The sequence below is a fragment of the Undibacterium sp. Jales W-56 genome, from assembly GCF_025548535.1.
In the GTDB taxonomy this organism is placed as follows: Bacteria; Pseudomonadota; Gammaproteobacteria; order Burkholderiales; family Burkholderiaceae_D; genus Undibacterium.
Map to the genome: position 1 here is coordinate 499,885 of NZ_JAJLQW010000001.1, position 19,728 is coordinate 519,612.

Consider the following 19,728-nt stretch of genomic DNA (forward strand, 5'->3'; position numbering starts at 1 on the left):
GATATGAAAAAAGTCATCGCTGGTCTGGTGCTGCACTTGGGATGCTCTCTTATTACCCAGGCCGCCGCTCAGTCTGTCAGCCTGGCACATCAGGCAGCCGCGACTTTATTTCCATTAAGCGATGTGCGTCTGACTGCGGGCCCGTTTCTGGAGGCGCAAAATACCGATCTGCGTTATTTAATGGCATTGGATCCGGATAGGTTGCTGGCGCCTTTTCAGCGTGAAGCCGGTTTACCCGCCAAACAAGAGAGCTATGGCAACTGGGAGTCGTCTGGACTGGACGGCCACATGGGCGGCCATTACTTGTCGGCGCTCGCATTGATGGCGGCGTCCACCGGCGATGCTCAGGTGAGTGAACGGCTGAATTACTTTGTCGCTGAATTAAAAAAATGCCAGCAGAAGAATGCTGACGGCTACCTCGGCGGTATTCCGGACGGTAAAGCTGCATGGCAAGCCATCCGTCAGGGACAACTCCAGGCCGATAATTTTTCTGTCAATGGTAAATGGGTTCCCTGGTACAACCTGCATAAACTATTTGCCGGTTTGCGTGATGCGTATCGCTATGCTGGCAACCAGGAGGCGCGCGGCATGTTGCTGGCCCTGTCTGACTGGGCGCTCAACCTGACCGCTAATCTCAGCCCGGAGCAAATGCAACTGATGCTGAAAAGCGAGCACGGCGGCATGAACGAAGTGTTGGCCGATGTGGCGCAAATGACCGGCGATCATCGATATCTGGAACTGGCGAAAAGATTTTCGCATCAGGCAATTCTCGATCCGTTGCTGGCACAACGCGACCAACTGACTGGCTTGCATGCGAATGCCCAAATCCCGAAAGTCATCGGTTTTCAAAGAATCGCAGAATTGAGCGGGCAAGCAAGCTGGCATCAGGCGGCAGAATTTTTCTGGCAAACGGTACACGATCATCGCACGGTCGCGATCGGCGGCAATAGCGTGAAAGAACACTTTCATGACGACCGGGATTTTTCATCGATGATTAATGAGGTAGAAGGTCCAGAGACCTGTAATACCTACAATATGCTGAAGCTCACAGAACTGCTATTTTTAAGCGATACCAAGGTCAAATACAGCGATTATTACGAACGTGCGCTGTACAACCATATCCTGTCTTCGCAACGCCCGGAGAGCGGCGGCTTGGTCTACTTCACGCCGATGCGACCGAATCATTACCGCGTCTATTCCCAAGTCGATCAAGCCATGTGGTGCTGCGTCGGCTCCGGAATTGAGAGTCATGCCAAGTATGGCGAATTCATTTATGCCCATTATGACGATGTACTGTACGTAAACCTGTTTATTCCATCGACACTGTACTGGCGCGACAAGCAAGTACGATTAAGCCAGAGTACGAATTTTCCCGATCAGGCCAGCAGTGCCATCACCATCCATACGGATCAGGCCTTCACTTTAAAAATCCGTTATCCGCAATGGGTAGTTGCCGGAGCATTGAAGATACGTATCAATAATCACAAAATCAAAGTCCTTGCCCGTCCGGGTGACTATGTGAGCCTGTCGCGGCATTGGCGGGCAGGTGACCGTATCGATATCGGTTTGCCGATGACTATCCGTCTCGAAGCCATGCCGGGGATGAAAAACTATTATGCGGTATTGCATGGTCCCATTGTGCTGGCGGCCAAAACGCAAGTTTTTGCAAATGAAAGCTTGAATTTTATGGCAGATGATTCCCGCATGGGACATATTGCGCAAGGCCAGGTATGCCCGCTGGAGGCGGCGCCAATGCTGGTCAGTGATAGTCTGAATTTCATTAAAAAATTCAAACCGGTAGCCGGTCAGCCGCTGACATTTACTGCACCGGGTTTGATCCGCGGGCAGGGCGCTGCTGCGCTCAGGCTGATCCCGTTTTTCCGTTTGCACGATGCGCGGTATACGATTTATTGGCCTTATAGTACGCCGGCGAATTTAGGCCGGATTCAACAAGGCATGGCTCAGTCCGGGGCTGAGAGACTGGCGCTGGATGCGCAAACCATCGACCAGCTGGCACCCGGCGAGCAGCAGCCGGAGTCCGATCATTTTTTCAAAGGCGACGGTGCCGATGCCGGTATCAATCAGGGATGGCATTGGCGGCATGCAACTGGCTGGTTTAGTTATGAATTAAGCGATGCGCAATTACAGGCCAAGACCTTGCGCCTGTATTTTTCTACGCTGGATGCAGGCAGGCATTTTGATTTGATCATCAACGGCCGCCTGATCCGCAGCATACGGCTGGAGGCTCATGCGGCGTCCGAGATCTACAGCCAGGACTTCGACTTGCCAGAGGATTTGGTCAAGGCATCTGGCGGCAAGCTCAACGTGAAATTCGTCGCCCAGCCTGGCTCTATTGCGGGCGCCTTGTATGGATTACGTTTGCTCAAATAAGTGATGGAGCGACGGTGACTCTTTCAGTTCAGATACGAAAAACGATATCGAATACTGAAAAAATGTGATTGGATCGCTATGACGCTTTCTTCTACCATGACTCCATAAAATCAGATCCGCGCACCTCCGCCGGATCGAAAAAAATTGGAGACAGAAATGAATGTCACACGCAGAACACTTCTCGGAAGCGCGCTCGTAGCAAGCTTCGTATTGAGCAGTCAGGTTTTCGCTGCACCGGCACTGGTCATGGGCTTCTCGCAAGTCGGTGCCGAAAGCGAATGGCGCACCGCGAATACGCTATCAATTAAAGAGGCTGCGAAATCAGATGGCGTCACCTTGAAGTTTGCCGATGCCCAGCAAAAGCAAGAAAATCAAGTCAAGGCAATCCGCTCTTTCATCGCGCAAAAAGTCGATGTCATCGCTTTCTCGCCAGTAGTCGAGTCCGGTTGGGAAACTGTTTTACGCGAAGCCAGGGCGGCCAAAATTCCGGTCATCCTGACCGACCGCGCCGTGAATGTGACCGACGCCTCTTTGTATGCCACTTTTATCGGTTCCGATTTTGTCGAAGAAGGTCGTCGCGCTGGACGCTGGCTGCTGGAGCGCGCCAGAAAGACGCCGAATGCGAGCGTCAATATTGTCGAGTTGCAGGGTACGGTAGGTTCGGCGCCGGCGATTGATCGCAAGCTCGGCTTCGAACAAGCGATTGCCGCCAATCCAAAACTGAAAATCATACGCTCCCAAACCGGTGACTTTACCCGTGCCAAAGGCAAAGAAGTCATGGAAGCTTTTTTGAAGTCGCAGGGTAAGAATATCAATGTCCTGTATGCGCATAACGACGACATGGCGATAGGCGCGATACAGGCGATAGAAGAGGCTGGATTGAAGCCAGGCGTGGATATCATCGTAGTGTCGATTGACGGTGTCAAAGGCGCTTTCGAAGCGATGATCGCCGGCAAATTGAATGTGACGGTGGAATGCAATCCCTTACTCGGCAAGCAGTTGATGCAAGTGGCGCGCGATGTGGTGGCCGGTAAAACGGTACCTAAGCGCATCGTCACGGAAGAGGGCGTGTTTCCCGCCGAAGTCGCCGCGAAAGAATTCCCGAACCGTAAATACTAAATGTATCGCTCGGTCCTCTATCCGTCAATGTTGCCGCTGGTTGAATCAGGTTGTTCAACTCTGCTTGATCAAGCCTGCGGCACGGTTCAGATAAATTCTTAGACTCTATCCAATGACAACAATTGCGCATGCCACGGGGGCAGGAAGGACCATGTCTGTGGGCGGTGCAGCCCCGGTGCTGGAGCTTAGCGGTATTCATAAACAATTCCCTGGCGTCAAAGCCTTGAGTGATGCGGGTTTGCGCCTGTATCCCGGCGAGGTGCATACATTGATGGGGCAGAATGGCGCCGGTAAATCGACCCTGATCAAAGTGCTCACAGGTGTATACGCGCCGGATCAAGGCAGCATGCTGCTCGACGGCGTAGCGATACAACCGGCATCAACACTGGAGGCGCAAGGTTTAGGAATCAGCACCGTGTATCAGGAAGTGAACCTGTGTACTAACTTGTCGGTCGCGGAAAATATTTTTATCGGACGCTATCCGAAGCGGCGCGGCATGATCGACTGGCAGTCCATGCAGCGGCAGGCAGCGACTTTGCTGGCGCAATTAAATATCGATATCGATGTGAGCGCGGCGCTTTCCCATTATCCCTTAGCGATACGGCAAATGGTCGCGATCTCACGTGCTTTGAATATCTCGGCCAGAGTATTAATACTCGATGAGCCGACTTCCAGCCTTGATGAAAATGAAGTACAACTGCTCTTCAGCGTATTGCGCAAGTTACGCGAACAGGGCATGGCGATTTTGTTTGTCACGCATTTTCTCGATCAGACTTATGCCATTTCTGATCGCATTACGGTCATGCGCAATGGCGTGCGTGAAGGTGAATATGCCAGTAACGCGTTGTCGCGCTTTGATCTGGTGAATAAAATGGTAGGTATAACCCCGGACATTCATGCCGACGCGATCCCTGCCGATAGCGGGTCGACAATCAGCCGTCCAGCCGATGCCGTAGCGCCCGGTCAGCGCCCTTATTTGCATGCCAGAGGGCTGGCCCGCAAAGGCGCATTGCTGCCTGTCGATATCGATATTTATCAGGCAGAATTGCTCGGTTTATGCGGCTTGTTGGGATCGGGGCGTACCGAACTGGCCCGCTTGCTGTTTGGTGCAGACAAAGCCGATCACGGTAGCATCAGAATCGACCAGCAAGACATCGTCTTGAATTCACCGCGCGATGCGATCGCCGCAGGCATCGCATTTTGTTCTGAGGATCGCAAACAGGAGGGGGCGATTCTGAGTTTGTCGATACGCGAAAATATCCTGCTGGCCTTGCAGGCGCGTGCCGGTTTGTGGCGGGCGATTCCCTTCAAACAGCAACAAGCATTGGCACGTGATTACGTGCAATCGCTGGGGATTAAAACCGACAGCATAGAAACGCCGATCGGCTCCTTATCCGGCGGCAATCAACAAAAAGTCTTGCTCGGACGCTGGTTGGCGACCGCACCTAAACTCTTGATTCTGGATGAGCCTACTCGCGGCATCGATGTGCGCGCCAAACAAGAAATCATGGATTATGTGGCTGCTTTATGCCGCAAGGGCATGTCGATTTTATTTATTTCATCTGAGTTGCCTGAGGTATTGCGTTGCAGTGACCGCATTGTGGTCATGCGGGACCGCAAGACTTGCGGCGAGTATCGCCGCGGAGAACTTGATGACAGCTCGGTATTGCAAGTAATTGCAGGGGAGGTGGCATGACCAGCTGGTCTAATTCAATCGATGCCCAGGCGAGCAATATCCATAGCTTGTCTGCTCCCTCAGTGTGGCGTTCAGTTTTGCATCATTCTTTATGCCGGCCTCTGTCCGCTTTATTGGCTTTGCTGCTGATTGATTTCCTGTTTATTCCGGGATTTTTTCGTCTTGAGATACAAAATGGACATTTGTACGGCAGCCTGATCGATATCATGAATCGCGCAGCACCTTTGATGCTGACGGCAATCGGGATGACGCTGGTGATTGCTACCCGAGGTATCGACATCTCGGTTGGTGCGGTGGTCGCGCTGTCAGGCACGGTGGCGGCAATGCTGATCGGCGGCACGATGATCATGCAACATGGTGTGCCCGCCTATGTGAGTCGCATCCCTATGGCATGGGCGCTGGCGGCAGCGATCGGCGCAGCGATCTTATGCGGTGCCTGGAACGGTTTGCTGGTCGCTGTACTTGGCTTGCAGCCGATTGTGGCGACCTTGATACTGATGGTGGCAGGTCGCGGCCTGGCACAGTTGCTCACTGACGGGCAGATCGTGACGGTGTATTACCCGCCGTTCTTTTTCTTTGGGAGCGGCTACCTGCTAGGGTTGCCATTTTCTTTATTTATGGTATTCGGCGTCTTGCTGGTGACTTTGCTGTTAATGCGTAAAACCGCACTGGGCTTGTTTATCCAGACGGTAGGGATCAATCCGGTCGCGGCCAGGCTGGTTGGCATCAAGACCACGGCATTGATTTTTTTCGCTTATGTATTTTGCAGTGCCTGCGCTGGAATTGCCGGTTTGATGATCAGCGCCAATATTAAAAGTGCCGATGCCAATAATGCGGGATTGCTGTTGGAACTCGATGCGATTCTGGCCGTGACTTTAGGGGGTACCTCCTTGGCCGGCGGTAAGTTCAGCCTGCCTGGCAGCGTCATCGGCGCAATGATTATCCAGACGCTGACTTATACGATTTATTCCCTCGGCGTACCGCCTGAAGTCAATATGGTGGTGAAATCGCTGGTCGTATTTTTGGTTTGCCTGTCTCAAAGTCCCGAGTTTAAACAGTTATCGCAGAAAATATTTTCGCAGCGATCAACTACCGTAAAAAGCGCATCATGAAATCAAGTTCTTCTTTATCCAGCTTGGTGAAGGCACCTTACTTTACCTCGTTGGTCACGGTAGTATTGTTGATTCTCATGCTGGCGCTGGGCGGAGTTGCCTATCCCGGATTCCTGTCTTTGCAAGTGTTGTGCAATCTCTTGATTGACAATGCCTATTTGCTGGTGATCGCGGTGGGCATGGGTTTCGTCATACTTGCCGGCGGCATCGATTTATCGGTCGGTTCGGTCATGGCCTTGACGACGATGTTAGCGGCATGGCTACTCCAGGTGTGGCATTGGCCAGCTTCCATGGTGATTGTCTGTGTACTGGTATTTGGTACTGCATTTGGTGCGTTGATGGGCGCCATGATTCATTACTTTAAATTACAGGCGTTTATCGTTACGCTGGCGGGCATGTTCCTGGCGCGCGGTTTGTGCTACCTGATCAGCATTAATTCAATCACCATCGACAATCCGTTCTTTGCAGCGATGTCGCATACGCAGTTGCCGGTGTTTGATGCCTTTGTTTCGCCGGGCGTAGCGATCGCTTTGACGGTGTTATCGCTGGCGATTTTCATTGCGCATTTCACCGCATTTGGCCGCACGGTATACGCGATAGGCGGCAATGAACAATCCGCCTTGATGATGGGATTGCCGGTAGGGCGTGCCAAGCTCATGATTTATGCAGCGAGCGGATTTTGCGCGGCATTGGCGGGGGTGTTGTTTTCTTTTTATATGCTGTCGGGCTATGCCTTGCATGCGCAGGGTGCTGAGCTTGATGCGATTGCGGCGGTCGTGATTGGCGGTACTTTACTGAGCGGCGGTATCGGGTATATTGCCGGGGCACTTTCTGGGGTGCTGGTGTTGGGAACCATACAAACCTTGATTGCTTTTGATGGCAGCCTGAGTTCCTGGTGGACCAAGATTGTGATCGGTGCCTTGTTGTTTGTTTTTTGCCTGGTGCAAAGAATCATTGGGATGCGGGTTCAACCATAAATGCCAAACGTACTCAGCAGATCAATCCAACATGCGCCTTCTCTTCGTATATCCATTCCCAGCAAATAAAAATCAAAGTGTACGGGGACGATGAAATATCGATAAAATCAATATCAAGGCAACTTTGATATGAAAAACGATATTGTTCATGTATGGATACTCTTAATCCCAATTGGTTTTTGCGCGCCCGTCTAAAGACGCGGCAACTGCTATTGCTGATCGCTCTGGACGATCATCGTAATATTCACCGAGCCTCCGATGCCTTACATATGACGCAGCCTGCGGCCTCGAAGCAGCTCAAGGATCTGGAAGAAATGCTGGATGTGCGCTTGTTTGAACGTTTGCCGCGCGGCATGGAACCGACCATTTATGGCGAAACCATGATTCGTCATGCGCGTATGGCATTGACCAGCCTATCGCTGGCGCATGATGATATTGTGGCCCTCAAATCGGGACTGGTCGGTCAGGTCGAGGTCGGTGTGATCATGACACCGGCGATGTCGCTGTTGCCGCGCGCGATTGCCCGTATCAAGCAGCAAGCGCCTTTGTTAAGAATCGGCGTGCACATGGATCAAAGTAATATCCTGATGGACAGATTGCAGCACGGTACACTGGACTTCATGATAGGGCGCATTCTTGAAAAAGAAAATAGTGCAAACCTGGTGTACGAGGAGTTAACCGAGGAACCTGCCTGTGCGGTCGCCCGTGTCGGCCATCCTTTGCTGGAGAATCCCGACCTGCAATTGCAGGATATCGCTGCCCATCCATGGATCTTGCCTTTGCAGGGCAGCGTATTGCGTCACCGTTTCGATATGATGTTTCGCCGCGCCGGTCTGGAGCCGCCTGTGAATGTGGTCGATACCACGGCGTTATTATTGATTACTGCGCTGTTGCAACAGACGGATTCCTTGCATGTGATGCCAATTGAAGTAGCCCGTTACTACGCATCCCTGAATGTGCTGAGTATCTTGCCTATTGAATTGCCCTGCAAAATGGATGCTTTTGGGATTATTCGCCAGCAAGATCATCTACTGTCACCAGGGGCGGACCTGCTGCTGCGAGCCGTCCGCACTGAGGCGCAAGCACTTTACTAAAGCGTGCGTCTCGGTATTTGTTCTTAGAGACGATGCGGTGCTTTCAGTGTAAAAATGAATCAACGACTGCGAACTGATTTCTCATCGACGGACTAGCCTTATGACAATCATCTACTCGAGTCTTAATCACGCCCTGCGCGTTCCCCTGGCGGCAGAGATTCATTCCCGGCCGTTTCTGAAACTGGAAGCACCCGAGCTGGTTTCGCATTTTGCGGTATATCGTAATAGCGATGAAGTGATGCCGGGCTCGATCGCGGTCGAGCAGCATGCGACGCTGGCCGCATTATGTGCGCACTTCGGCGTCACGCCACCGATGCTTGAGTCCAAATATTTTTACTATGACTTCGGTCACTTTCGCCTGAAATGGGAATGCCATACCGAGTTTGCGACTTATACGTTTGCCGAACGGCGGGAGCGGACGTTGCCAGTGGCTGAGGCTTTTTCGTCCATGCCGGTATTGCAGTTGCCCGAAGAATGGTTGCTCAGCCTGAAAGGGAAAATCATTGTTGCAGCGCATGTGGTCCTGGATGATAGCGGCGGCAGGACAGAAGCGTTTGCGCAAGGTCTGCAGCGTGTATTTGAAGGCAATGTACTGGCGGGCAGTCATGTAATGCAGGGCGGTGAGTTATGGACCGACTTTGTGATACAGGCAGATGGTTTCAGCCGCTTCGTGATTCGCGATGTCGGTATGCGTGCGTTGCAGGCAGGGCGTCTGGTGCAGCGCGTACTGGAGATTGAAACCTACCGGATGATGGCGCTGCTGGGTCTGCCGTATGCGCAGCGAGCTGCGCCTGCCTTGAATGCGATCGAAAATGAACTGGTGGCACTCGCTGCTGCGATGATCGAAACCGACGCGGCTGCCAGCGCTGAATTATCTGAGCAGTCGGGGGTGTCCGAGCGGGCTTTGCTCGATCAGATCACGCGGCTGGCAGCGCGAATCGAAAAATTATCGCTCGATAATAATTACCGGTTTTCTGCATCCAAGGCCTATGTGCGACTGGTGCATGCACGCATCGAAGAATTACGTGAAATCAGGATAGAAGGCATACCCACGGTAGAGGAATTCATGGATAGACGGCTGACGCCGGCGATGAATACCTGCGATGCGATGGCGAGCCGTCAGGAAGCCTTGGCACAAAGGATTGCGAATTCGAATGACTTGCTGCGTACCCGGGTCGGCATCGTGCAAGAAGCGCAGAACCGCCAGATATTGCAATCAATGAACGCGCGCGCGGCCCAGCAACTGCATTTGCAGCAAGCGGTAGAAGGGCTTTCGGTCGCAGCGATTTCGTATTACGTGATTGGCTTGTTCAGCTACACAGGCAAAGCCGCCAAAGTATTTGGCCTGGTGCTGAATACCGATGCCGTGGTGGGACTATTGGTGCCGTTCGTCGCTGCAGGCGTTTGGCTGGGCCTGCGCCGCATGCATCGGCGGGTGCATAGCGCTTGAGTCGGTAGCTGCCTGAGTTATTCAGGTTAAATAATTTAGCGAAATAATAATATTGTAAAAGGTTAGGACTTACACCAAACGATAAGCTGCTAACAACAACGTACATTGAACCCGCAGGCTGGATGCGGCTTTCAGCGGCATTTCGTGCCAACAGGCGCACCCAGCTTGCGGGTTCATTTTAGGGAATTTCTAAAAACCGTTTAATCGAGATGCAGCGCTAGGCGCAAAACGCAGCAATACGTCGGTATTGCGAGGCTTTGTAACGACGCGATGCGTTCGAGTATGAGGTTTTCAGAAGTTACCTTTAATATCAAACACCTTGTATCCAGTCCCTCTCTTGCCTTTTCTCTGTGTCTCGGGGGTCTCTGTGGTGAGAGGTTTTGGCCTTTGCGTAAGTCCTAATGGTATCGGATTCCGATTCGCGCAAAAATGATTACCATCGCTCCTATTCAATCTGAGTATGGATGTATCGCCGTCAAAACATCCTGATGCAATATTGAACATGACTTGAGGTTTTGCCGCCAACTGATGCCGTCAAAAATGCTAGCTTTACTACGACCGTAGATGGTGGCAACAGACCCACGTCAGTAAAATCAATTGCATATTCTTTTTCCCTGGTCCTTGTGCTATACATGCGTGAGGAATAATCCTCCTTCAATACTGCGCTTGTTAATATTTAAATCACTCCCGATTTACTTGTTAACAGGTCCTGGCCAACATACAGTTTGCAATCACCATTCTTAAGCTTATCATCTGGTAGTTGCGAATGGATTGCGCATGGTCTGCGATAGATAGGCGGTATCGATCGGATGTATAGGAATTGATAAAGATGAAGATGTTTGTGCGCGATGACGAAGTCAATCAACTGGAGGCAGAATTGCCTCCAGTGAGAGATGGCACGCATTTAACTATCTTAGTTTCTCTTTGTTGGGCTCTGCGGCAAAGAGATACCGCCCGGGCACTGGAACTCTCCGACGAGGCTCAGATGCTGCTGGTCGCATCCAGACAGCCGGAGCCGCAATTACTTGCCATGCGTGCGCGACTGCAACTGGTCTATGGCGAAGCAAAATGGCTGGACGCAGATTTGGATGCGGCAGAAGAATTAGCGCGAGGCGTCTTGAATGATGTAGATGCGTCGCAAGATGCACTTAGCCGTGCTGACGCGCATATGCTGTTGGCGTCGATTTTCGGTGACAGAGGAAACGCAGCCTCCCGCGAGACCGAATTGGAAAACATGATCAAGAGTGCAGATCAAGCCAGTGACGCGATCAGGGTTCATATTGCCAAAGTTGCCCTGGCCCGCGCAGCCGCTTTAAGAAAAGCGCCTTCTATTTTTTCGGACGGACAATCCCAGTTGAGCAATGAGCAACTGGTCAGTGAGGATGCATCGGTTACCGTCTGGATTGCGGATTTCCAAGGTGTCGTCGCCTATCAGTCCAATGACTATGGGCAGGCCGCAACGCATTTCATGCAGATGTTTGAGATGGCAATACTGACCGGTCAAATTGAACGTGCGATTACTGCTGCAACCAATATCGGAGACTGTTTTACCAGCCTCAATGATCTTCATGTTGCGCTTGACTGGATGCATCGTGCGCTCAATTTAGCGCGCCAGACATGTTGGACGACTTGCCTCTGTTTGTGTCTCACCCAAACAGCAGAAACTTTACGTAGGCTAGGACAATTGAAGGTCGCGCGTGAACTATTGGAGGAGGCACTTGATCGCTTAGGTCTTCTCAAAAATTCGCGGGATTTTGCGATAGCGCTGAAATATTATGGCGACCTGGCGTTAGATTCTGCAGATTTTTTATTGGCCATCGAGACCTTTCAGCAACTGGAAAGACAGGACTACGCAGCAAAACAAGCCAATTTTCAAATTGATTCTCTGCGCGGGCAAGCGCATGCCCTGCTGTACATGGCGCGCAAGAGCGAGGCGCTGGATGCGGCGCATGCTGCACTTAACTTAGCACAGCAACGGGGAGATACCTTGCGCCAGATCGAGGCGTTGAGAGTGCTGGCTGACATTCACTCACTGCATCCCGAGGTGCACTCGCAGGAGCAGACTCCAGCCAACACGACACTGGCTTTCTTGCTGCAAGCGCTTGCTATAGCAAAGACCATTGATGGCTATACGGTGCCGGGAGAAATGCTCGAGGCCATCGGCAGGGAATATGCCAATCTAGGCGATTTTAACCAAGCATATGCGATGTCGCTACAGGCCATCGCTGCCCGCGAAAAAACCCACAGTAAAGAAGCCACCAGCCGCTCCATCGCGCTGCAGGTAATGTACAGCACCGAGCGTGCCAGAGCCGAAGGTGAGTATCACCGTCAACTTGCGGCTTCCGAGGTGCAACGATCGAAAGCTTTACACCAGACCAGTACGACCTTAGAGCATTTGAGTGCGATCGGCCAGGAGATCACTACCCAGTTAAATGAATCCGCGATATTTCAAATACTCGATCGACATGTTCATGGCTTGCTCGACGCGACATCTTTCATCATCTATCTGGTGGATCCCGATGGCCAGGGCTTGACTTCCGCATTTCGGGCTGAGGCAGGGAAAATACTTCCCCAACGCAAAATATCTCTTTCTAGTCCTACCGCCCACACCGCCCGTTGCGTGCGGGAGCGCTGTGAAATTGTGATCAATCGTTCCACCGCGGTGGACAGCCCGAGCCAGGTGCCCGGTACGCTTCCTGTGTTAAGCCTGCTTTTTGCACCTCTTGCAATTGGCGATCGCGTACTTGGGACGATGACTGTGCAGTCTCCGCATGCCAATGCTTATGGCGAGCGGGAATTACTGATTTTCAGGACGCTGTGTGCTTACGGTGCCATCGCATTAGACAATGCCAACGCCTATCGACAATTGCAGGAGACGCAGAAGCAACTGGTGTCTCAGGAAAAAATGGCAGCCCTGGGATCGCTCGTTGCCGGTGTCGCCCATGAACTCAACACACCCATCGGAAATAGCCTGATGTTTGCCAGCACGATGCTTGCCAAGTCAGAGGAATTCGAACGCCAGGTCGGGACGCAGGGCATCCGTCGTTCGGAGCTGTTGGCCTTTGTTGCGGAGACCAAAGAAGCATCCGAAATGATCATCCGCGGTCTGGAAAGTTCGGCGAATCTGGTCCATAGCTTCAAACAAGTCGCGGTAGACCGCACCACAGCGCACCGGCGCGTATTTGACTTGCGACAGGTATGCCAGGAAATCGTTGCAACCATGATGAGCCAAATCAGAGTTTCCGGACATACGGTGTCCATCGACGTTCCGAACGGGATTATCCTGGATAGTTATCCAGGACCATTTGGTCAGGTCGTGACTAATTTTATTAGTAATGCGCTGGTCCATGCATTTGACGATCGAAAGGGCGGACATATGTCGCTTTCCGCTACACAAATGCCAGGTGGGCGATTACTTTTTCAGTTTAACGATGACGGACAAGGTATCGAAAATAAGTATTTATCGCGCATATTCGATCCATTTTTTACCACCAAGCTCGGTCAAGGCGGGAGCGGTTTGGGTTTAAGTATTAACTACAATATCGTGACCACTTTGCTCAATGGCGAGATCACCGTACGCAGTGTTCCGAACGAGGGAACTACTTTTAGTATCAATATGCCGCTGACTTAATGCGCTTCACGGATGTGTGCTCTCTGGAGAATCATGACGCTCATAAGTTGTCGACGCCCAGTTCATCAGCGCTAAAGCGATCGACCTGATTCTGATCAAATTTCGCGCACCCCCCTGAATGCTGCCGCACACAAATCAGCTATCGCTTACCCAATTGGATCAATTTGTTTTTGGCGGATGATATTGGCTGCCGCTGCTTTCAGCCGATTTCTTTAGCGCGAACGCAATCGAACACAGTGTCAGATTATCCACAGCATGTTCCCTGCGCTTGAACCGGCGGACACTTCACTGACCCATACGAGCAGTAAACGCAGCAATCGCCTGGCTTAGGACGTAGTACGGTTTTGCAGTTTGCGCATTCATAAAAAAACTGACATGCATCAGTCAGCATCGTTTCAGAATACTGGGATCCGCAATGCGGACAGGTAATCACAGATTGCAGAATCATGTGGTTCATACCAGTTATTTCCCTGCGTTTGAGGAGTAGTCTGTCTTGCTTGCTACTCCGATTAAATTTGGCGGTTCTGTTTCTTCTGGACCGTAACTGATAATAATGGTTTTTTTTAAAATTAGTTTTGCCATGGCTGAATTTTGCTTTTTGAGGGATTTTTTGAGCATGATAGGACAGCACGGACATGCCATAGTCCTCGCATTAAGGGTAATGATTTGCTATGTCACCGCACAACAGGACGCTGAAAAAGCCAGCAACAATAAACTAACGATGTTACGCATGATGAAAAATTAATGAATGAGCCCGGCAATAAATGGAACGGTCAATATCAAGTGTTGCCGTTACATGGTACCTAGCATCGGAAGAGTGCCAGACCCAGAAAGAGTAACGTCAATTCCGTGGACTTGAAAAAGAAAATCCTGCCGAAGCAGGATTGATTGAAGAGATTATGTAACAAGGTTCAGGCTAGATATTTTCGCTTCCAGGCAAGGAAAACCAAACCTAAACCGAGCAGCGCCAAGGTTGCAGGTTCTGGAACATTTCCACCTGGATTTTGAATGCCAGTGGTACCGATCAGTCTCCATTGTAGGGACTCGTTACACGCTCCCGGCCGGTCGCCTGGGACCGGACAAGGATTTGAATTAACAAAATCGTAGCCCCCCGTATCAAGCACATGGCCCGTGTCAACAAGACTCGTCATGACACCGTCCACAGTAAATTTGACAACAGGTGCATTCAAAATGCAAAGCGGTGTTAATGAAGTCGGCCCAACACTGCAATTGTCGTTATTAGGGGCAAATGCACCCAATACGCCGAGGTCACTGGTATCAAAATTGTAGTTGGCTGTAGAGGCGAATACGGCATTTTGACCTGGCAGGAGAGTCAATCCCGAACCGAAAGTCCATAGATTATAAACGTATGCTCCAGCGTTTAAAGTGACCGTCAGTCCTTGCAGCGACAAATTGGTTGCGCCGGTATTTTGAATACGCACGGCACCAGTATCGAGGCTTCCCAAGTTGCCTTGGAAGATATCGGCACCACCATAAGGGTTTGGAAAAAATGGGCTGGGACGCAGGCTGTCTGCATAACCAACATAGACAATAAAAGAAGCATTTGCCATTAGAGGAAGCAATGCACTAAAGGCAAGTATTATGGCGAGAAATATCTTTTTCATTTTCCACTCCATCGACAAACAACATTCCCTTCGAAAAAAAGCAAATCTGAACAAATTGGGATTTAGCATTCTGCGCATAAATCAATCTGACCACTTGAATTTGTTCGCACAAGAAAACAAGCAATTAACGCACCAAACAGTGAAGTGGAAAATTAAACATTATTAAACAATGAGTTACATGAAATTATGTTGTTTCAAATTCTGCTATTCAAAGGTAATGTAAGATTTTCTGACAATGGGGACTAACTTTTTGATTGCCTCATAGTTCTGAGGGTATCTTCGTGTTTGCCAGCCAGCTTTCCAGCGAGGTCGTGCCGATCCGTGCATGGGCGCCTGGCGTCAAGGACTCGTCATCGAGGCGTGTTCCAAAATACAGCGCCTCGTCATCCTTGACGACTTCTCGCGGATCCTGGCTGGCTTGCAACGTGCGTCGCAGCAGTTCGTTGAGACGAAATGACTGGGGCCCTGCGACTTCGCAGGTATCGTTCAGCGGTGCCTCGGTGGCAACCTTCGCCAGCGCGGCAGCGACGTCGTCAGCCGCAACCGGCTGCAACCGCGCCGACGACGCACGCACCGTCTGGCTCTGAGTGCTGGCATAGGCAATGGATGTCAGGAACTCGAAGAATTGAGTGGCCCGGACAATCGTGTACGGCACCGTGGAGCCCTTGATGATTGACTCCTGAGCCACCTTGGCACGGAAGTAGCCGCTTTCGGGCACGCGCTCTGACCCCACCACCGACAGCGCCACATGATGGCGCACGCCCGCGGCTAGTTCGGCGGCGAGCAGGTTCTGCGTCGACGCCTTGAAGAAACTCATCACTGCCTCGTCTTCGAATGACGGCGAGTTCGTCACGTCAACCACGACATCAGCGCCGGCCAGCACCTGGGGGAGTCCTTCTCCGGTCACCGCGTTGACACCCGACGACGGCGATGTCGCAGCTACCTCATGCCCGGCTTGCTGAAGCAAGGCCGCAAGTTTCTTGCCGATGAGGCCGCTGCCTCCGATGATTACGATTTTCATATTGAGTCCTTCATTACGTGGAGAGAATTAAAGACGGCGACACCCTGCAACCATCCATACAACACAAGACGTTTGACGATGATGGCTTGTGACAGCGCGGAGTGAAATCTGCTTAGGTCTTGGGAGAGATGTCGGTCCAGTGGAGGCAGGGTTTGTTCATGGTTTTACCTTTGAGTCATGGTTGGGATACACAGATTCAAGACGTCCCAACGCTTTGGTAATGCGGGCGAGCTTGTCCGGGTTGCGCTGCACGTGAATGCGCACGATGCGCTCCCCATTTGTTTCGAGTGTCTGCGCCGACTCCAGGGCGCCATTAATGAAGCGCAGCAGGCCCCACTGACCGTTGAGCATAACCACTTCGAAGCGCATCAGGTTGGGGTAGCGAAGGCGGGTGGCGAGATATAACTGTGCGATGCGCTGCCCGCCCACCAGCGGCACCCTAAAGCTGGGCACCTTGCCGCCGCCATCGCTGATTAGCTGCGCGTCGTCAGCGAGCATGGTTTTGAACGCGGCGAACTCGCCGCGCACGGCGGCATCAGCGAACCCCTGCAGCAGCCGCAACTGGGTTTCGTGGGCGATGGTATAGCGCGGGCGCTCGTCTTTCAATTGACCTTTGGCGCGATGAACCAACTGCCGGCACGCGACTTCGGTCTTGCCGAGTGCCTCGGCCACTTCGCCATAGTCGGCGTCGAACACTTCGTGCAGCAAATAGGCCGCACGGGCCTCCGGAGCCAGACGCTCCAGCAGCATGAGGAAGGCAACCGAGACGTCGTCGGCCCGCTCCAGCATCTGCTCCGGCGAGGCTGGAGAATCGGAGAGCAGGGGCTCTGGCAGCCATGTGCCGACATAGTGCGCACGCTGGACCTTGGCCGTCCGCAATCTGTCGATGGCGAGCCGCGTGGTGATGGAAACCAGCCATGCCTCGGTACTATCGAGGCTCGCGGGGTCGGCTTCGTGCCAGCGCAGCCACGCATCCTGGACGACTTCTTCGGCCTCGGCCGAGGAGCCCAGCATGCGGTAGGCAATACCCTGCAAGCGAGGGCGGAGACGGTTGAATGTGTTTGTTGTGTCGTTCATGTCTATCCAGACGTTTGGCACCACCGTTTTGTGACAGAGACGCCATTTCAAGTGCGAGTCGAACAGAAACCTTTTTACGCCCTCTTACCGGTATGCGCAATGTGGCAGCATAAGTCCGCTATCCCGAGGCGCTGGCAGCGAGCACAAGGTGCAATCCTTTCGCGAGGACTACGTTTCCTCCGTTCAGGAAACGCTGCTGCGCTTGCTTAGCAGCCCGTCCTCATCCGCCTCGGACGACGCGTGGCGGAAAACTCGCTTCACAGAACCCCGCATAATAAACATCAAAACCGCCTGCAGTTCAATAAATATTTGCATAAATGACTATGTTTTTATAGGTTGGGGGTCTGCCCCAGGCTTCATCGGAACTGAAGGCTCAAAGACTCACTAACCAGTTTTGGAGTTGTCGCCAGTGCTGCCGCGCCATCAGCCTGATAGATAGGTGGTGTGCTGGAAGCGGCAAAGTCTTTTGAGATCGACGGCCTGGTTCAATGCAACCCGACAAGCTCGCGCAACCGGCTGCTACTCTGAACCGCTAAAAGCCGGTTTAAAAAAATGCTGAAATTTCTAAGGACAGGGTAGCTTGTGTCACAAAACAGCACCGACAGCCGTCTTGCAGATATGTGCATCTCAATTTCGAGGCACTTAAACCCGAAGGAAACCTCATGAACGAAGCTCGACTCCCCTGGACCCAGATTGCCCCCAAGGCTTACCAGGCAATGGCTGCCGTCGGCGCCATCACCAGCCAATCCACGCTGGGCATGCCCCTGATCGAACTGGTGCAGACCCGTGTGTCGCAAATTAACGGCTGCGCCTTTTGCATCGACATGCATGCGCGCGATCTGCGCAAGCACGGCGAAACCTGGCAACGCATTAATAACCTCTCGACTTGGCGCGAAGTCGGCTTTTACAGCGAGCGTGAACGAGCCGCACTGGCTTGGGCCGAGACGCTGACCCGGCTCGCCGGCGAGCATGGCGATCACAACACAGCCTTCACGGCACTGCAGGGACAGTTCAGCGACCAGGAAATTGTCGAACTCACCTGGGCGGTGGCGCAGATTAACGCCTGGAACCGCATGGCGGTGGGCATGCGGCAACCGCCGTCCGGAAAGCCACTGGAATGACCAGAATCCTTTAAGTCGCAACCGGCGTCTGAAATTTACCCCCGTCGGGAGCGGGCTCACGTGCATGCGCGTGAGCCCGGTCTCGCCAACCAACTTAAAGAGTCAAACCATGAAAAAAATCTGCATCCCCCTGCTTCTGGCAGCCAGCACGTTGTTCGCCCAGTACGCCCTGGCCAGCGGCATCGACGGCGTCAGCGTCACGCCGCTCATGTCAAAAGATCTTTCCGACCTGCCCGGTAAGGAAGGCCTGGTCATTACCGTGGACTACGCCCCCGGCGCTGCCGACCCGGTACACCGCCACCGTGCACATGGTTTTATCTACGTGCTCGAAGGCTCCATCGTGATGCAGGTCAAGGGTGGGAAAGAAGTCACGCTGACAGCGGGGCAGATTTTTTACGAAGGCCCCAACGACATTCACACCGTAGGCCGCAATGCTAGCACCAGCCAGCCCGCCAAGTTTCTTGTGGTGCTGATCAAAAAGAAGAAGGGTGAAGTCCTGGAACTCGTGAAGTAAGCTGAGTCGGGCCGGCCTCCTAAGACTTCGATAGAGGTATGGGACATCATGTTTTGCGTCATTCGATTGTGGCTCAGACAGGCCGTGGATGATCGGCTGGAGTCGGCCGCGCCGAGTTGCCTACTACAGACTGTTTCCAGTCTGTAGTAGGCATTTGCGTTAGGAAATCGAGGTGCCGAGTGCTGTTTCAAAGCAGCCAAGCGCGATTTTTTATGTGTTCGTCGCGGTGTCTAAAAACCAGCGTAATCTACACCGCAAAAACAAGCGAATGAAAAAACACCCACCTTACTCAGTAAGGTGGGTGTTTTCAATGTTGTCATTACATTGTCATTCTGGTGCCAAAACAGCCCCAAAACACCCCGAATAATGACAGTCAATAAAGCATAAATATATGATTTTATTGAGTAAATTGGTGGTGGATTTTAACCCATTCGACAGACTGCCCCTTACTACCGCTGACCCGAATTTGAAGCTTTTTCATACGCACTCCCAATGGAGCGGGCGCGTCTTTTTTTGAAGTGACGTTTTCCTTGGCTTTCGCGTGGAGCAGCGCCTCAATGTGCCTCCCTGCAACCACTTCCAAGGAAAACCAAATGGAAACCGAAGTACGTCACCTCACCCAGCGCGAGCTGGCCAACCGCTGGAACAAATCCGAGGCCACCATCGAACGCTACCGCTCCGATGGCGTCGGCCCCAAGTACCTCAAGATCGGCGGCGCGGTCAGATACCGGCTTGAGGACATCGAACAGTTCGAGCGGGCCTGCTTGCACTTCAGTCCGGACGAGGCTGCCTACGACGACTCAGTTCGATTCCGTGATTCGCAATCGAACCCGCGTCCGCAAGTCAGCGATGCCGGAGTCTCTCAGTCAACTTCGTAATTGCATTCATCCAGTCGGGGAG

16 protein-coding genes are annotated in these 19,728 nt (G+C 52.4%); 11 read left to right on the plus strand and 5 right to left on the minus strand.

Annotation, left to right across the window (positions count from 1 at the left end; translation table 11 throughout):
- Positions 1-3: 3 nt before the first annotated feature.
- From LPB67_RS02215 to LPB67_RS02250, 8 genes are all read left to right on the plus strand, one after another.
- Complete coding sequence (locus tag LPB67_RS02215) at positions 4-2,391, plus strand: glycoside hydrolase family 127 protein (RefSeq protein ID WP_262835433.1); 2,388 nt, start codon at positions 4-6, stop codon at positions 2,389-2,391.
- A 156-nt stretch (positions 2,392-2,547) separates the two neighbouring features.
- Positions 2,548-3,510 (plus strand): ABC transporter substrate-binding protein, encoded by a 963-nt coding sequence (locus LPB67_RS02220; RefSeq protein ID WP_262835434.1) that lies wholly within the window; start codon positions 2,548-2,550, stop codon positions 3,508-3,510.
- 112 nt (positions 3,511-3,622) lie between these two features.
- Positions 3,623-5,206 (plus strand): sugar ABC transporter ATP-binding protein, encoded by a 1,584-nt coding sequence (locus LPB67_RS02225; protein WP_410482690.1) that lies wholly within the window; start codon positions 3,623-3,625, stop codon positions 5,204-5,206.
- Positions 5,203-6,318, plus strand: a complete 1,116-nt coding sequence (locus tag LPB67_RS02230) for an ABC transporter permease (RefSeq protein WP_262835435.1) — start codon at positions 5,203-5,205, stop codon at positions 6,316-6,318. Before LPB67_RS02225 ends, LPB67_RS02230 begins: the two co-directional genes overlap by 4 nt.
- Positions 6,315-7,295, plus strand: coding sequence for a galactofuranose ABC transporter, permease protein YjfF (gene yjfF / locus LPB67_RS02235; protein ID WP_262835436.1), 981 nt, complete (start codon positions 6,315-6,317; stop codon positions 7,293-7,295). The genes LPB67_RS02230 and yjfF overlap by 4 nt, the downstream gene beginning before the upstream one ends.
- 152 nt (positions 7,296-7,447) lie before the next feature.
- A complete protein-coding gene (locus LPB67_RS02240) occupies positions 7,448-8,389 on the plus strand; it encodes a LysR family transcriptional regulator (protein ID WP_262835437.1) in 942 nt (313 codons plus the stop codon).
- A gap of 100 nt (positions 8,390-8,489) precedes the next feature.
- Entirely contained in the window at positions 8,490-9,839 is a 1,350-nt protein-coding gene (locus tag LPB67_RS02245) for a DUF3422 family protein (protein WP_262835438.1), read from the plus strand.
- A gap of 829 nt (positions 9,840-10,668) precedes the next feature.
- Positions 10,669-13,470: an ATP-binding protein gene (locus LPB67_RS02250; protein WP_262835439.1), complete on the plus strand. Its 2,802-nt coding sequence runs from the start codon at positions 10,669-10,671 to the stop codon at positions 13,468-13,470.
- 244 nt (positions 13,471-13,714) lie between these two features.
- On the opposite strand, the gene LPB67_RS02255 is transcribed toward LPB67_RS02250, so the two are convergent.
- The 5 genes from LPB67_RS02255 to LPB67_RS02275 all read right to left on the minus strand — a co-directional run bounded on the left by LPB67_RS02255 (position 13,715) and on the right by LPB67_RS02275 (position 17,193).
- Positions 13,715-13,927 carry a GDCCVxC domain-containing (seleno)protein gene (locus tag LPB67_RS02255; RefSeq protein WP_262836141.1) on the minus strand — a complete coding sequence of 71 codons (213 nt, stop codon included), beginning with the start codon at positions 13,925-13,927 and terminating at the stop codon, positions 13,715-13,717.
- Positions 13,928-13,932: 5 nt separating this feature from the next.
- Positions 13,933-14,088, minus strand: coding sequence for a hypothetical protein (locus LPB67_RS02260; RefSeq protein ID WP_262836179.1), 156 nt, complete (start codon positions 14,086-14,088; stop codon positions 13,933-13,935).
- 293 nt (positions 14,089-14,381) lie between these two features.
- Positions 14,382-15,095, minus strand: coding sequence for a lamin tail domain-containing protein (locus LPB67_RS02265; RefSeq protein ID WP_262835440.1), 714 nt, complete (start codon positions 15,093-15,095; stop codon positions 14,382-14,384).
- Between the two features lie 259 nt (positions 15,096-15,354).
- Positions 15,355-16,116 carry an SDR family oxidoreductase gene (locus LPB67_RS02270; RefSeq protein WP_262835441.1) on the minus strand — a complete coding sequence of 254 codons (762 nt, stop codon included), beginning with the start codon at positions 16,114-16,116 and terminating at the stop codon, positions 15,355-15,357.
- A 156-nt stretch (positions 16,117-16,272) separates the two neighbouring features.
- Positions 16,273-17,193 (minus strand): RNA polymerase sigma-70 factor, encoded by a 921-nt coding sequence (locus LPB67_RS02275; RefSeq protein WP_262835442.1) that lies wholly within the window; start codon positions 17,191-17,193, stop codon positions 16,273-16,275.
- Positions 17,194-17,855: 662 nt separating this feature from the next.
- Between LPB67_RS02275 and LPB67_RS02280 the strand changes: the two genes are divergently transcribed.
- The 3 genes from LPB67_RS02280 (at position 17,856) to LPB67_RS02290 (ending at position 19,706) form a co-directional block, all read left to right on the plus strand.
- On the plus strand, positions 17,856-18,314 hold the full coding sequence (locus LPB67_RS02280) for a carboxymuconolactone decarboxylase family protein (RefSeq protein ID WP_262835443.1): 459 nt from the start codon (positions 17,856-17,858) through the stop codon (positions 18,312-18,314).
- A 109-nt stretch (positions 18,315-18,423) separates the two neighbouring features.
- The gene (locus tag LPB67_RS02285) at positions 18,424-18,828 is read left to right on the plus strand and encodes a cupin domain-containing protein (RefSeq protein WP_262835444.1); all 405 of its coding nucleotides are present in this window, start codon (positions 18,424-18,426) and stop codon (positions 18,826-18,828) included.
- 593 nt (positions 18,829-19,421) lie between these two features.
- Positions 19,422-19,706 (plus strand): helix-turn-helix transcriptional regulator, encoded by a 285-nt coding sequence (locus LPB67_RS02290; protein WP_262835445.1) that lies wholly within the window; start codon positions 19,422-19,424, stop codon positions 19,704-19,706.
- Positions 19,707-19,728 lie beyond the last annotated feature (22 nt).